Origin of the sequence: Pseudomonas sp. NFACC42-2, from assembly GCF_900116055.1 — a bacterium.
In the GTDB taxonomy this organism is placed as follows: Bacteria; Pseudomonadota; Gammaproteobacteria; order Pseudomonadales; family Pseudomonadaceae; genus Aquipseudomonas; species Aquipseudomonas marginalis.
Map to the genome: position 1 here is coordinate 256,215 of NZ_FOZO01000006.1, position 14,787 is coordinate 271,001.

The 14,787-nt window shown below is 58.2% G+C and carries 14 protein-coding genes; 11 read left to right on the forward strand and 3 right to left on the reverse strand.

The annotated features are described in order from the left end of the window. The first annotated feature begins 39 nt into the window (after positions 1-39). On the forward strand, positions 40-1,023 hold the full coding sequence (locus tag BM416_RS15035) for a FecCD family ABC transporter permease (protein WP_175539066.1): 984 nt from the start codon (positions 40-42) through the stop codon (positions 1,021-1,023). After that, positions 1,023-1,790 carry a heme ABC transporter ATP-binding protein gene (locus tag BM416_RS15040; protein ID WP_092488562.1) on the forward strand — a complete coding sequence of 256 codons (768 nt, stop codon included), beginning with the start codon at positions 1,023-1,025 and terminating at the stop codon, positions 1,788-1,790. The genes BM416_RS15035 and BM416_RS15040 overlap by 1 nt, the downstream gene beginning before the upstream one ends. A 244-nt stretch (positions 1,791-2,034) precedes the next feature. Here the strand turns inward: BM416_RS15040 and BM416_RS15045 are convergent, their stop codons facing one another. The 3 genes from BM416_RS15045 to BM416_RS15055 all read right to left on the reverse strand — a co-directional run bounded on the left by BM416_RS15045 (position 2,035) and on the right by BM416_RS15055 (position 4,503). Then, a complete protein-coding gene (locus BM416_RS15045) occupies positions 2,035-2,307 on the reverse strand; it encodes a TfoX/Sxy family protein (protein WP_027605391.1) in 273 nt (90 codons plus the stop codon). Between the two features lie 202 nt (positions 2,308-2,509). After that, positions 2,510-2,854 (reverse strand): pentapeptide repeat-containing protein, encoded by a 345-nt coding sequence (locus BM416_RS15050; RefSeq protein WP_065938264.1) that lies wholly within the window; start codon positions 2,852-2,854, stop codon positions 2,510-2,512. A 92-nt stretch (positions 2,855-2,946) separates the two neighbouring features. Further along, a complete protein-coding gene (locus tag BM416_RS15055) occupies positions 2,947-4,503 on the reverse strand; it encodes a bifunctional aminoglycoside phosphotransferase/ATP-binding protein (protein ID WP_092488563.1) in 1,557 nt (518 codons plus the stop codon). Positions 4,504-4,621: 118 nt separating this feature from the next. Between BM416_RS15055 and mrcB the strand changes: the two genes are divergently transcribed. From mrcB to msrQ, 9 genes are all read left to right on the forward strand, one after another. After that, on the forward strand, positions 4,622-6,946 hold the full coding sequence (gene mrcB / locus BM416_RS15060) for a penicillin-binding protein 1B (protein ID WP_065938262.1): 2,325 nt from the start codon (positions 4,622-4,624) through the stop codon (positions 6,944-6,946). 16 nt (positions 6,947-6,962) lie between these two features. Then, the gene (locus tag BM416_RS15065) at positions 6,963-7,697 is read left to right on the forward strand and encodes a tetratricopeptide repeat protein (RefSeq protein ID WP_092488564.1); all 735 of its coding nucleotides are present in this window, start codon (positions 6,963-6,965) and stop codon (positions 7,695-7,697) included. Next, the gene (locus BM416_RS15070; RefSeq protein WP_027605396.1) at positions 7,697-8,026 is read left to right on the forward strand and encodes a YqcC family protein; all 330 of its coding nucleotides are present in this window, start codon (positions 7,697-7,699) and stop codon (positions 8,024-8,026) included. The genes BM416_RS15065 and BM416_RS15070 overlap by 1 nt, the downstream gene beginning before the upstream one ends. A gap of 431 nt (positions 8,027-8,457) precedes the next feature. After that, positions 8,458-10,182, forward strand: coding sequence for an acetolactate synthase 3 large subunit (locus BM416_RS15075; RefSeq protein ID WP_065925350.1), 1,725 nt, complete (start codon positions 8,458-8,460; stop codon positions 10,180-10,182). A gap of 2 nt (positions 10,183-10,184) precedes the next feature. Beyond that, entirely contained in the window at positions 10,185-10,676 is a 492-nt protein-coding gene (gene ilvN, locus BM416_RS15080; protein ID WP_003176102.1) for an acetolactate synthase small subunit, read from the forward strand. A gap of 47 nt (positions 10,677-10,723) precedes the next feature. Next, positions 10,724-11,740: a ketol-acid reductoisomerase gene (gene ilvC / locus BM416_RS15085; protein ID WP_003176099.1), complete on the forward strand. Its 1,017-nt coding sequence runs from the start codon at positions 10,724-10,726 to the stop codon at positions 11,738-11,740. A 145-nt stretch (positions 11,741-11,885) separates the two neighbouring features. Beyond that, complete coding sequence (gene pssA / locus BM416_RS15090; protein ID WP_053137711.1) at positions 11,886-12,743, forward strand: CDP-diacylglycerol--serine O-phosphatidyltransferase; 858 nt, start codon at positions 11,886-11,888, stop codon at positions 12,741-12,743. Positions 12,744-12,806: 63 nt separating this feature from the next. Beyond that, positions 12,807-13,820 carry a protein-methionine-sulfoxide reductase catalytic subunit MsrP gene (gene msrP, locus BM416_RS15095; protein WP_092488565.1) on the forward strand — a complete coding sequence of 338 codons (1,014 nt, stop codon included), beginning with the start codon at positions 12,807-12,809 and terminating at the stop codon, positions 13,818-13,820. Beyond that, positions 13,820-14,440, forward strand: coding sequence for a protein-methionine-sulfoxide reductase heme-binding subunit MsrQ (msrQ, locus tag BM416_RS15100; RefSeq protein WP_092488566.1), 621 nt, complete (start codon positions 13,820-13,822; stop codon positions 14,438-14,440). The genes msrP and msrQ overlap by 1 nt, the downstream gene beginning before the upstream one ends. Positions 14,441-14,787 lie beyond the last annotated feature (347 nt).

Genomic DNA, 14,787 nt, shown 5'->3' on the forward strand with positions numbered 1-14,787 from the left:
AAACCGAAAACGCTGTTCATCGGCCTGGCGCTGTTATGCCTGTTGGCGACCTGGCTCTCGTTGGCATTGGGCCCGGTAAGCTTGCCGTTGCTGGACACGCTCAAGGCGGCATTGCGCTTGATGGGCGTGCCGATAGAGGCGCAAGGCCTGGAGCAGGCTGAGTTGATCCTGGGGCAGATTCGTTTGCCGCGGACGTTGCTTGGTTTGGCGGTTGGCGGCGTATTGGCATTGTCCGGCGTGGCCATGCAAGGGTTGTTTCGCAACCCGTTGGCCGATCCGGGGTTGGTCGGGGTTTCCAGCGGGGCGGCACTGGGGGCGGCAATCGCGATTGTCGGCGGTGCGTTTTTTGGTGGGTTACCGGAGGCATTCGGGCCTTATGTGCTGTCGCTGTGCGCGTTTCTAGGCGGGCTGGGCGTGACCGCACTGGTTTATCGACTGGGGCGTCGTAACGGTCAGACCAATGTGGCGACCATGCTGCTTGCCGGCATTGCCCTCACTGCACTGGCAAGCTCGGCGGTGGGCCTGTTCACCTACCTGGCGGACGACGCTACCCTGCGTACCCTGACGTTCTGGAACCTTGGCAGCCTCAACGGCGCGAGCTATTCGCGGTTATGGCCCTTATTGCTGGTCAGTGCCGGTGTGGCGCTCTGGTTGCCGCGCCGGGCCAAGGCATTGAATGCGCTGTTGCTCGGTGAATCCGAAGCCAATCACCTGGGAATTGATGTTGAAGGGCTCAAGCGCGAGTTGGTGTTCTGTACCGCATTAGGTGTAGGTGCTGCGGTGGCTGCGGCGGGCATGATTGGTTTTGTCGGGCTGGTGGTGCCGCATCTGGTCAGGTTGCTGGCCGGGCCTGATCACCGCGTGCTATTGCCGGCGTCGATATTGGCGGGTGCGAGTTTGTTGCTGTTTGCCGACTTGGTTGCGCGACTGGCCTTGGCACCGGCTGAATTGCCGATTGGTATCGTGACTGCGTTTATTGGCGCGCCGTTTTTTCTTTACCTGTTGTTACGGGGGCGTGCCTGATGCTGCGTGTTGAAGACCTGCAGATCCGGCGTGGCCACAAGGTCGTGCTGGCGGACGTCACTCTGGAGTTGCTGCCGGGTGAAGTGATCGGTGTGCTGGGTCCCAATGGCGCGGGTAAGAGTACGTTGCTGGGGGCGTTGTGCGGCGAGTTGCATCCGGATCAGGGCGAGGTGTGGTTGGGGCAGCAGGCGTTGAAAGACTGGAGCGGACCGCAGCGCGCGCAGCGGCTGGCGGTGTTGCCACAAACCTCGACCCTGGACTTCGCGTTCCGTGTCGAAGAGGTGGTCGGCATGGGCCGTTTGCCCCACCAGGCGGGGCGTGTGCGCGATGATGAAATTATCCACGCAGCCTTGCTGGCGGCGGACGTCGCACACTTGAAAGGTCGTAGCTACTTGGCGCTGTCTGGTGGCGAGCGTCAACGCGTGCACTTGGCGCGGGTGTTGGCACAACTATGGCCGGGTGAGGCGGGGCAGACATTGCTGCTGGATGAGCCGACATCGATGCTGGACCCCCTGCATCAGCACACGACCCTGCAAGCGATCCGCAGCTTTGCCGATCGTGGTGCGGCGGTGCTGGTGATCCTCCATGACCTGAACCTGGCCGCACGCTACTGTGATCGCATTTTGCTGCTGGAGCAGGGCCGTCCCCACGCGTTGGATACACCGGCGCAGGTGCTGCGGCCCGAGCCGCTTAAGGCCGTGTTTGGTTTGGAAGTATTGGTTCAGCCGCACCCGGAGCGTGGGCATCCGTTAATCATTGCTCGCTGAGGCCTGCTTTTTCATAGGCAAAAAAAGACCCGGCAAAAGCCGGGTCAAATAACCGTGATTAGCCTGATGAGGAGATAATCTGAGAGTCCGAACCAATGGTCTTTCAGTTATCGGCTGATCTCGCGACCAGTTGTGATAATCATAACGATTCTCATTTGAGAGTCAACAGTTGTTTTTGAAGGATCTGCGGTTTTCCTCAAACGTCCGTTCGAAGTGCGCATAAACATTGGGCCTTGCTGACGACCTAGCTCTTCTGACGCGCTGAAATGGCATCCAGCTGGCGGTTCAACGCCTCCTTACGCTCGACCGGAATGTCATTCCAGTGCACGTCCATCAGGGCCCCTTCGATCGCATAGAGCAACACTTTTGATGCGCGAAATCCGCGAGTCCTGACGGCTCGATACGCATCGACCGCTCCCAGGCGACGCAAGTCGGATGCACTGTGGATGCCCACCGCATGCAGCCACTGCGCTGACGTCTTGCCGAGGTTTTTCAGGTGTTGCAGCTCATCGTTCATCAAGCCTCCTTGCGACGGCCGAATGGTGCGGTGGGTATCGTGACCAGGCAGGCCTGAACAGCAGTGTAGCGCTCAGTAGGAAAAGCGTAGTTCTTTGGTCCGAAACGGCCAAAAAGCTTATAAGAATGGCGCGGGGATTTTGACGCCGGGCAGGCGTGAAGCACCCGCTACGCGTTGCGCGTAGTCGGGCTTGGATCGAATCTTACTTGGTGCGGTAGCGCAGGCGAGTGCCGAAATTGACCGACATGAGGATCTCATCGGCAGTCAATTCAGGCGGGAAGTAGGTGCCCGAAATCTGCGCATGGGCCAGGCTGGCGCCTTCCAGCGAGCAGTCGCGCAAATCCAGGCCGCGCAAGTCGGCGGAGCGGAAATACGCGTCGGTGAAGTCCACGCCGGTGGCGTTCAGGTCGCGCAAGTCCAGCCCACGGAAGTCGCCGCCGCGCATGTCGATAATGCCGCCTGCCGGGCGTGCCTGATTGAAGCCACGAATATCGTCTTTATGCAGGAGTGCGTAGAGCGGTGTATCTAGAAGCTTGGGCTGACTCATGAAAACGACTCCTGTTGGATTTATGACGCCATTATAGTGCCACTATTTCTTGGGCGTGCGTCCAAGTAGACGACACGCCCAAGAAATTTTTCTTACAGGCCTGGCAGGCGCTGGCGAATTTGTGCGACCAACGCATCGAGGGTTCCACTTTGGTTGGTCTCGACGCGTTTACTCAGCAACAGTTCTTCGGCGGTCAGTGGGTCACGGTTGGCCTGTTGTTCTTCGATAACGCTCAGGGTCGCGTCGGATGGATCGTTTTTGTCGGCCTGACGTTGCGCCAACCAACTGGTGATAACCGCCTGTGGCGCGTTGCAGTCCAGGATCAGGAACGGCGCCCCCGTGGCTTCGGCCACCTTGGCTGCGGCGTCGCGTTGTTCGCGTTTGAGGAAGGTGGCATCCAGTACTACCGGGAAGCCGGCGCGCAGCACGGTATCCGCGATGTCATTCAAGCGAGCGTAGGTCCTGGCGCTGGCGTCGGACGCATAGATGCCGGCCTGTGGCGTGTTTTCCACCTGCTGCTCGCCGAACATGCGCTTGCGCTCCACGTCCGAGCGCAGGCGTACAGCGCCCAGTGCTTCCACCAGGCGCATGGCCACGTGGCTTTTGCCGACTGCCGAGACGCCATGGGTAATTGCCAGGAAGCGCGATGGAATGGTGCTGTAGCTTTCCGCCAGGTTGGCGTAGTTGCGGTATTGGCGCAGGGTCGTGGCGCGCTGCACCGGGCTTGCCTCGCTCGGCATGCTGAACAGCGACACCTTGGCACGCACCAGGGCGCGGTAGGCTTTATAGAAGTTCAGCACTTCAAGGCCCTGATAGTCACCGGTTAGTTCCAGGTACTGGCTGATAAAGCGCCGCGCCAGGGACTTGAGGTCGCGATCTTCCAGATCCATGGCCAGGAAAGCGGTGTCGGCGTACACATCGGTGAAGCGAAACGGCTCGTTGAACTCGATGCAGTCGAAGATCACCACGTTGCCGTCAATCAAGGTGGCGTTGCCGAGATGGATGTCACCGTGGCACTCGCGGGTGAAACCGTCGAGCTTGCGCTGTGCCAGCAGCGGTTTCAGGCGTTCGAAGCTGCTTTCGGCCCAGGCTTGCAGGGCTTCCAGTTGAATCAGGTCGGCTTTGTCGCTGAGGAATGGGCGGATCTGGTCGAAGTTCTGCCGTACCGGTGCCATCACTTCATCGGGGGTGCCGGCCGCGTGGTCCTGCGGCACTCTTGGTGCGGCGAGGTGAAAGCGTGCGATCTGCCTGGCCATTTCATCGATGTGCGTGGCGGTCAATTCGCCATTGGCCTGCAAGGTGCTGAGCAATTGGCTTTGCGGGAACTGACGCATCTTCAGGGCATATTCGATCACCGGGCCGTCGCCACCCAATTGCGGGGCTTCGGCTGTACCGGTAATCGGCAACACTTCCAGATACAGATCCGTGGTCAGGCGTTGGTTGAGGCGCAGTTCTTCGTTGCAGAAGTGCCCGCGTTTTTCCAGGTCGGTGAAGTCCAGGAACCCGAAGTTCATCGGTTTTTTCAATTTATAGGCGTAGGGGCCGGTCAGGACCACCCATGAAATATGCGTTTCGATGACCTGGAACGCTTCAACCGGATGAGGGTACAAAGCCGGGTTTTGCAGGGCTGCGATCAGTGACTGGCTCACGGGCGATCCTTCAGAGTCGGGGGGAAATCATGGCGCGCATTATGGCTGCTACGGGCGGTCGTGCAAACCGCTGTCCGGCTCATGTTGATCATCAATAAAGTGCGTATAATCCGCCGCCATGACTCGAACCCGATCTCCCCGTTCCCGTAAAAAACCTCCTTCCCGCGGCCTGCGCCCGTGGCTTGGCTGGGCGCTCAAGCTCGGCCTGGTAGGCCTTGTGGTGCTCGCTGGCTTTGCGGTGTACCTCGACGCTGTGGTCCAGGAGAAGTTCTCCGGCAAGCGCTGGACTATCCCGGCCAAGGTGTACGCACGCCCGCTGGAACTGTTCACCGGCCAGAAGCTGAGCAAGGATGACTTTCTCACCGAACTCGACGCCCTGGGCTATCGACGCGAACCCGTGAGCAATGGTCCGGGGGCGGCTGCGGTCAGCGGCAACACCGTCGACCTCAATACCCGTGGCTTCCAGTTCTATGAAGGCCTGGAGAAGGCCCAGCCTGTGCGCGTGCGCTTCTCCGGCGACTACGTGGCCGAACTGTCGTCCCTCAACGGCTCCAAGTTGCCGGTGGTACGCCTTGAGCCGCTGATGATCGGCGGGATTTACCCGAAGAACCTTGAAGATCGCATCCTGATCAAGCTTGATCAGGTGCCGCCGTATCTACTGGAAACGTTGGTGGCTGTAGAGGACCGCGACTTTTATAGTCACTGGGGCGTTTCGCCGAAGTCGATTGCCCGTGCCGTCTGGGTGAATACTTCCGGCGGCAGGATGACCCAGGGCGGCAGTACGCTGACCCAGCAGTTGGTGAAGAACTTCTACCTGACCAACGAGCGCAGTCTGACCCGTAAGCTCACCGAAGCCATGATGGCGATGCTGCTTGAGTTGCACTACAGCAAGCAGGAGATCCTTGAGGCGTACCTCAACGAGGTATTCGTCGGCCAGGATGGTCAGCGCGCGGTGCACGGCTTCGGTTTGGCCAGCCAGTTCTTCTTCGGTCAACCGCTGTCGGAGTTGAAGCTGCATCAAGTGGCCTTGTTGGTGGGCATGGTCAAGGGGCCTTCCTACTACAACCCGCGTCGCAATCCGGAGCGTGCGCTTGAGCGCCGTAACCTGGTGCTCGATGTGCTTGAACAGCAAGGCGTTGCCACGGCGGAACAAGTGGCCGCGGCGAAAAAAATGCCACTGGGTGTGACAACCCGCGGGAAGTTGGCGGACAGTTCATTCCCAGGCTTTATCGATCTGGTAAAGCGCCAGTTGCGTGAAGACTATCGCGACGAAGACTTGACCGAAGAAGGCCTGCGGATCTTCACCAGCTTCGACCCGATCCTGCAGATGAAGGCAGAAGCGTCGGTCAACGACACCTTCAAGCGCCTGACGGGCCGTAAGGGCGCCGACGAAGTAGAAGCCGCCATGGTGGTGACCAACCCGGAAACCGGTGAAGTCCAGGCCATGATCGGCAGTCGCCAGGCCAGCTTTGCCGGTTTCAACCGCGCACTCGATGCCGTGCGGCCGATCGGCTCGCTGGTCAAGCCGGCGGTCTACCTGACGGCGTTGGAAAAACCGAGCAAATACACCCTCACCAGTTGGCTGTCGGATGACCCGCTTTCGGTCAAAGGGGGCGACGGCCAGGTCTGGACGCCGCAGAACTTTGATCGCCGCTCCCACGGCACGGTGTTCCTGTATCAGGGCTTGGCCCATTCCTACAACATTTCCACGTCCCGGCTCGGCTTGGAGGTTGGCGTGCCGAATGTCCTCAAGACACTCGCGCGCCTGGGCATCACCCGCGAATTCCCGGCTTTCCCGTCGATTCTGCTGGGTGCCGGAGCCATGACGCCGATTGAAGTGGCGACCATGTATCAGACCCTCGCCAACGGTGGCTTCAATACCCCGATGCGCGGGATCCGCAGTGTACTGACGGCCGAGGGTGAGCCACTCAAGCGCTATCCGTTCCAGATTCAGCAACGCTTCGACGCGGGCTCCATCTATCTGATCCAGAACGCCATGCAACGTGTGATGCGTGAAGGTACCGGCAGCTCGGTCTATAAAGTCTTGCCTTCCAACCTGACACTGGCGGGCAAGACCGGTACCAGTAACGACTCCCGTGACAGCTGGTTCGCAGGTTTCGGTCAGGATGTGCTCGCAGTGGTGTGGCTGGGCCGTGACGATAATGGCAAGACACCATTCACCGGTGCCACTGGCGCGCTCCAGGTCTGGACCAGTTTCATGCGCAAGGCCGACCCGCTGCCGTTGAACATGCCGCAGCCGGATAACATCGTGCAGGCCTGGATTGATCCGCATACCGGCCAGGGCTCCGATGCCAACTGTCCGGGCGCGGTGCAGATGCCGTATATTCGCGGCAGCGAACCACCAGCCGGTGCTGCGTGCGGTGGCGGAGCCCCTGCAGATGCGGAATCGGTGATGGATTGGGTCAAGGGCTGGATGAATTAAGCAAAGAGGGTTTCAAGTGAACAAGTGGTGGATTCCAGCTATTACAGCTCTGGCTTTGCTCGGCGGTTGCTCCAGCGTGCAGCGCGGCTCTATTCCTGTGGTGGATTCGAGTACAGCTGTCTCCAATAATGACCGTATCTCGGCCAATGGCGGTTTCCGCCAAACCGTGACCAACCGTCCGGCCCAGGCCAGGCCTCAGGCCGTGCCGCAGGATTCGGGTGTGGTCGTGATGGTGCCGGGCGGCGGTGCTGCTACCTCGGCGCCAATCAGTGCCGAGCCTTGGACGCCTGGGCCAAGCTCCTCCGGGCCGATCGATTCCGCGCCGATGCAGACCGCGCCGATCAACCAGGGTACCTACACCATGCCGTCGACGCCGAGCGGCATTCCATCGTCCTCCAGTGCTGGCGGCTTGTCAGCCGACGAGCAATTGGACGGTCCGGTGCTGGCGTTGCTGACCACTGCCCAGCAACAGCAGGCGGGTGGTGACTTGAATGGTGCGTCATCCAGCCTTGAGCGTGCGCAACGTGTTGCTCCGCGCGAGCCGCAAGTGCTGTATCGCCTTGCCCAGGTACGCATGGCCCAGGGCGATGCGCCCCAGGCCGAACAATTTGCTCGTCGTGGTCTCACGCTGGCCAACGGTCGTCCCGACCTGCAAGCCAGCCTGTGGGCGTTGATCGGCGATGCGCGTGCGGCACAAGGTGACGCTGCCGGCGCTGCCCAGGCTCGGCAAAAAGCCAAGGTCAGCCTCTGATGGATGCACGGTTTCCAGCGATTGCCGAACAGTTATTGCTGATCGAGCGCGAATTACGCGTGCAGGGCTGGTGGGATGAGGTGTCCCCAAGCGTCGAGGCGCTCAGCAGCGTCGAGCCGTTTGCGGTCGACACACTGGACTTCCACCAGTGGTTGCAATGGATCTTCCTGGTGCGCATGAAACAGATCCTCGAACAGGACCTGCCGTTGCCGAATGCTTCAGGGATTCTCGAAATGGCCGAGATGGTCTATGCCGATCGGCCGCGAGAGAGCCTTGGCCTGCGTAATGCGCTGAAAAAGTTCGATCAACTGATCGTCGACGCTCGTTAATTGCCTGGCTGCCGGTTTTTCCGGCAGTCTTGCGCACATTTCTACCGCTTGACGACATTCAGGCGAGTTTTATCCCTCCTCAAAGCCCTTTCTTCTACGTTCTCATGCGCTTAGTTGGAAAAAAGCGCAATTATTGCTTGACTTGAGAGGCCTGAAACAGAAGAATCCAAAGTCCGCTGTATCGGGACTGCCAGAAGCAGGCCCGCTCAGCAGATCATGAGGCGCACATCCGCGCCGACCTGTTACACCCGCAACGCGTTACCTCGCGCTGGGTGGGAAAAGCCCGCAACACTTGGGACGATCCCAATACTTGCTCAGTCAGTGCTGACGTAGTCGGCGACCACCGTCGCTCATGCTCTGTTGAGAAGTAAACCTATTAAGACCCGTCGGTTTTAAACGGACGGTATTCTGGCGTTTTAGAGGTGAACAACGTGGAGCTTTTATCTGGCGGTGAGATGCTCGTCCGCTTTTTGCGTGACGAAGGCGTCGACTATATCTACGGGTACCCAGGTGGTGCTCTGCTGCATGTTTACGACGCACTGTTCAAGGAACCGGCTGTTACCCACATCCTGGTTCGCCACGAACAGGCCGCGACCCATATGGCTGACGGTTATGCCCGTGCCACCGGTAAAGCCGGTGTGGTACTGGTAACCTCCGGCCCAGGCGCAACCAATGCCATTACCGGCATCGCGACTGCTTATATGGACTCCATTCCGATGGTGATCATTTCCGGCCAGGTGCCAAGCACCATGGTGGGGACCGATGCGTTCCAGGAAACTGACATGATCGGTATCTCCAGGCCGATCGTGAAACACAGCTTCATGATCAAGCATGCGTCGGAAATCCCGGACGTGATGAAAAAGGCCTTCTACCTCGCGCAGTCCGGTCGCCCGGGGCCTGTCGTGGTCGATATCCCGAAAGACATGACCAACCCGGCTGAAAAATTCGAATACGTTTTCCCGAAGAAAGCCAAGTTGCGTTCCTACAGCCCGGCCGTTCGTGGGCACTCGGGGCAAATCCGCAAGGCGGCAGAAATGCTCCTGGCGGCCAAGCGTCCCGTGTTGTACTCGGGTGGTGGCGTGATCCTGGGCGGTGGTTCTGCACCGCTGACCGAGCTGGCCAAACTGCTCAACCTGCCGGTCACCAACACCCTGATGGGGCTCGGCGCATTCCCGGGTACGGACCGTCAGTTCGTGGGCATGCTGGGCATGCACGGCAGCTACACCGCCAACCTGACCATGCACCACGCCGACGTGATCCTGGCAGTGGGCGCGCGTTTTGATGACCGCGTGATCAATGGCGCGAGCAAGTTCTGCCCGAATGCCAAGATCATCCACATCGACATCGACCCGGCGTCCATCTCCAAGACCATCAAGGCCGATGTGCCGATCGTAGGTCCTGTTGAAAGTGTATTGACCGAAATGGTCGCTGCGCTCAAGGACATCGGCGAGACGCCGAACAAGGAATCCGTTGCCAGCTGGTGGAAGCAGATCGACGAATGGCGTGGTGACCGTGGCCTGTTCCCTTACGACAAGGGCGACGGCAGCATCATCAAGCCACAAACCGTGATCGAAACCCTCTGCGAAGTGACCAAGGGCGACGCCTTTGTGACCTCCGATGTGGGCCAGCACCAGATGTTCGCCGCGCAGTACTACAAGTTCGACAAGCCTAACCGCTGGATCAACTCCGGTGGCCTGGGCACGATGGGCTTTGGTTTCCCAGCAGCCATGGGGGTGAAACTGAGTTTCCCGGACTCTGACGTTGCGTGCGTCACCGGGGAAGGCAGCATTCAGATGAACATCCAGGAACTGTCGACGTGCCTGCAGTACGGTCTTCCTGTGAAGATTGTCTGCTTGAACAACGGCGTGCTGGGCATGGTTCGTCAGTGGCAGGACATGAGCTACGGTAGCCGTCACTCCCATTCCTATATGGAATCGTTGCCGGATTTCATCAAGTTGGTTGAAGCCTATGGCCACGTTGGCATTCGTATCACCGATCTGAAAGATCTGAAGCCGAAGATGGAAGAAGCGTTCGCCATGAAGGACCGCCTGGTGTTCCTCGATATTCAGGTCGATACCAGCGAGCACGTCTACCCGATGCAGATCAAAGACGGCTCTATGCGCGATATGTGGCTGAACAAGACGGAGCGTACTTAATCATGCGGCACATTATCTCCCTGCTTCTGGAGAACGAACCCGGCGCTCTGTCTCGTGTTGTCGGCCTGTTTTCGCAACGCAACTACAACATCGAAAGCCTGACCGTGGCGCCGACCGAAGACCCGACTTTGTCGCGCCTGACGTTGACCACCGTGGGCCACGATGAGGTGATCGAGCAGATCACCAAGAACCTCAACAAGCTGATCGAAGTGGTCAAGCTGGTCGACCTGTCGGAAAGTGCCCACATCGAGCGCGAGCTGATGCTGGTCAAGGTCAAGGCAACGGGTGCCCAGCGTGCCGAGATCAAGCGCACTACCGATATTTATCGCGGGCAGATCGTCGATGTGAGCGCCAGTGTTTATACCGTTCAACTGACCGGTACGAGCGACAAGCTGGACAGCTTCATCCAGTCGATCGGGACGGCCTCGATTCTGGAAACGGTACGCAGTGGTGTCACCGGGATTGCCCGTGGCGACAAAGTACTCAGCATCTAACCCAAATTAGCGAATGGCCTTACGGCCTGGATATATAGAGGAACCTCATGAAAGTTTATTACGATAAAGATTGTGACCTGTCGATCATCCAGGGCAAGAAAGTCGCCATCATCGGCTACGGCTCCCAGGGTCACGCGCAAGCTTGCAACCTGAAAGACTCCGGCGTTGACGTGACTGTTGGACTGCGTAAAGGCTCGGCCACCGTTGCCAAGGCGGAAGCCCACGGCTTGAAAGTGACTGACGTTGCTTCCGCCGTTGCTGCTGCCGACTTGGTCATGATCCTGACCCCGGACGAGTTCCAGTCCGCGCTGTACAAGAACGAAATCGAGCCGAATATCAAGAAGGGCGCCACCCTGGCCTTCTCCCACGGCTTCGCGATCCACTACAACCAGGTTGTGCCGCGCGCTGACCTCGACGTGATCATGATTGCGCCGAAAGCACCGGGCCATACCGTACGTTCCGAGTTCGTCAAAGGCGGTGGTATCCCTGACCTGATCGCGATCTACCAGGATGCTTCGGGCAACGCCAAGAACGTTGCGCTGTCTTACGCTGCTGGCGTGGGTGGCGGTCGTACCGGCATCATCGAAACCACCTTCAAGGACGAGACCGAAACCGACCTGTTCGGCGAGCAAGCCGTTCTGTGCGGCGGTACCGTTGAGCTGGTTAAAGCCGGTTTCGAAACTCTGGTTGAAGCTGGCTACGCGCCGGAAATGGCCTACTTCGAATGCCTGCACGAACTGAAGCTGATCGTTGACCTCATGTACGAAGGCGGTATCGCCAACATGAACTACTCGATCTCCAACAACGCCGAATACGGCGAGTACGTGACTGGCCCGGAAGTCATCAACGCCGAGTCCCGCCAAGCTATGCGCAACGCCCTGAAACGTATTCAGGACGGCGAGTACGCCAAAATGTTCATCAGCGAAGGTGCTACCGGCTACCCTTCGATGACCGCCAAGCGTCGTAACAACGCTGCTCACGGTATCGAAGTCATCGGCGAGCAACTGCGCTCCATGATGCCGTGGATCGGTGCCAACAAGATCGTCGACAAAGCCAAAAACTAAGTCGTACGTATCAACAGAAAACGCGGCTTAGGCCGCGTTTTTTCGTTTGGGGGGCGGGTTCTGGTATAAAGCTGCATCGTTTGCGGGCGAACACTCGCCGCAAGTATTGGTCGAATTTTTTTCACACCGTTGCAAGGTAAAGTCCATGAGCGAACGTCCCGAAGAGCCAAACCAGGCTTCTGACGCCGAAAGCCTGCTGCCGATCGATGAACATGTCGAAGAAGGGCATGACGCTGAAGGCCGCAAGGTCCGGCATCGTGGCATCTATTTGCTGCCCAATCTGTTCACTACGGCAAACCTGTTTGCCGGGTTCTATTCCATCATCAACTCAATGAGTGCCCAAAGTGCCTTGGCGGCGGGTGATGCGGCGAGTGCCAGCAAGTATTTCGGTTTTGCTGCCATCGCGATTTTCGTGGCCATGGTGCTGGATGGCCTTGATGGTCGTGTGGCGCGCATGACCAACACCCAAAGCGCCTTCGGAGCCGAGTATGACTCGCTATCGGACATGGTTGCCTTTGGTGTCGCACCTGCACTGCTGGCCTTCGCCTGGGCGCTGGGGGATATGGGTAAGGTTGGCTGGATGGTCGCCTTCATCTATGTTGCGGGGGCGGCGTTGCGCCTGGCTCGCTTCAATACCCAGGTGGGTACTGCTGACAAGCGTTACTTCATCGGTCTGGCCAGTCCGGCAGCGGCGGGCGTGGTGGCGGGTATCGTCTGGGCGTTCAGCGACTACGGCATCCAGGGTTCGAAAATGTCGTTCCTGGTGGCGTTGATGGTTGCTGCGGCCGGTATGCTGATGGTCAGTAATATCAAGTACAACAGCTTCAAGGAGCTTGACCTCAAGGGGCGTGTACCTTTCGTGGCGATCCTGGCAGTGGTACTGGTGTTTGCGGTGGTCTTCAGTGATCCTCCTCGGATTCTGCTATTGGCCTTCCTGGTCTACGCCGCTTCGGGGCCGATTCAGTACTTGCTGCATATGCGCCGGGACAAAACGTTGCCTTAATGTAATTTCCCCCATACTCCGCAGTCTATTGGTGCATCAGTTCTCCAATGCTGCGGAGTTGCCATGTTAATCAAATTGCCCAAAGCGTCCGATTGCCAAGAATCGGATGTCACGCCTGAATCCTTCTACCTTTCTCGCCGTAGCTTGCTCGGTGGTGCGCTGGCCGGCATTGCTGCCAGCAGCCTGCCGCGTTGGGCCAGTGCCGACGACGCCTCGCGTTACGCCGATGTGGATGTGGGCAAGGCGCCCAATTGGTTTGCCGACAAATTGTCGGCAACGAAATGGCAGGCCGTGACGGTCAAGGATGAGTCCATCACACCCTTCAAGGACGCAACCCACTACAACAACTTCTATGAGTTCGGTACAGACAAGGGCGATCCTGCGAAAAATGCGGGATCACTCAAGACCGAGCCCTGGAGTGTGGTGATCGATGGCGAGGTTGCAAAGCCGGGGCGTTACGCCCTTGAAGACTTCATGAAGCCCTATCAATTAGAAGAGCGGATCTACCGTTTACGCTGTGTCGAGGCATGGTCGATGGTCATCCCGTGGATGGGTTTTCCGATCTCTGCCTTACTCAAGCAGGTTGAGCCGACCTCCAAGGCCAAGTACATCCGCTTTGAAACCCTTCAGGATGCCAAGAGCATGCCTGGGCAACGTTCGAGTTTTGGCTTGATTGACTGGCCATATGTAGAAGGGCTGCGTCTGGATGAAGCGATGAATCCTTTGGCGATTCTTGCCGTTGGCATGTATGGGCGTGAGTTGCCCAATCAGAACGGTGCACCGTTACGTCTGGTCGTGCCCTGGAAATACGGTTTCAAGAGCGTGAAATCCATTGTGCGTATCAGTCTTGTGAGCGAGCAGCCAAAAACAACTTGGCAGAGTATCGCGGCGGATGAGTATGGCTTCTATGCGAATGTGAACCCTACGGTGGATCATCCCCGCTGGACCCAGGCGCGTGAGCGTCGTCTGCCAAGTGGGCTGTTCAGTCCGAATGTGCGTGAGACGCAGATGTTCAATGGTTACTCGGACGAGGTTGCCTCTTTGTATACAGGCCTCGATCTGCGGAAGAACTACTGATGCGTTACCCCATCTGGCGCATTGGCGTTTTTATAGCTGCGGCAGTGTGGCCGTTATTATGGCTGTATGAGGCATGGAGTTTTGCCTTGGGGCCGGATCCGGGCAAGGTGCTGGTTGATCGGCTTGGCCTGGGTACCCTGATCCTCTTGCTGATTACCCTTGGGATGACGCCGCTGCAGAAACTGAGCGGTTGGGCGGGGTGGATCGCGGTGCGCCGGCAGCTTGGATTGTGGTGCTTTGCTTATGTAGTGCTGCATTTAGCGGCTTACTGTGTGTTTGTCCTGGGGCTGGATTGGTCGCAATTGGGTGTGGAGTTGCGTAAGCGGCCATACATTATTGTGGGGGCGCTGGGGTTCTTGTCTTTGTTGGTGTTGGCACTCACGTCGAATCGCTATAGCCAACGCCGACTGGGTAGTCGCTGGAAGAAGCTGCATCGGCTGGTGTATGTGATTCTTGGGCTTGGTCTGTTGCACATGCTGTGGATCGTGCGGGCTGACCTGAAGGAATGGGCTATCTATGCTTCTATAGGTGCGTTGCTTCTGGTACTGCGTGTACCGCCAGTGGCGCGCCGAATCCCCCGACTTATTACTAAAAAAGCACCCACTGCAACAAAAGCGTAATTAACGCTTGACCGCAGATTGTAGACGTCTATAATTCGCCCCACTTCCGGCGCAGTCGAAACGTAAAACTCCTTGGTAAACAACGAGTTATGCAGAATAAGGCAGCGGATTGCTTCAGTTCATCGAAGCCCAGAAGGAGTTGATAGAGTCATGTTGTTTGACACTATTAACGATTCGATCTTCTCGGTCGAAAGCGGAGAAAAAGAGGTGTTGACAGCAGCGTGTAACGCTGTAGAATTCGCCTCCCGCTGACGAGAGATCGCAAGCGCAAGTGGTTGAAGTTGTTGAAGAAATCTTCGAAAGCTTCTGAAAATAATCACTTGACAGCAAATGAGGCTGCTGTAGAA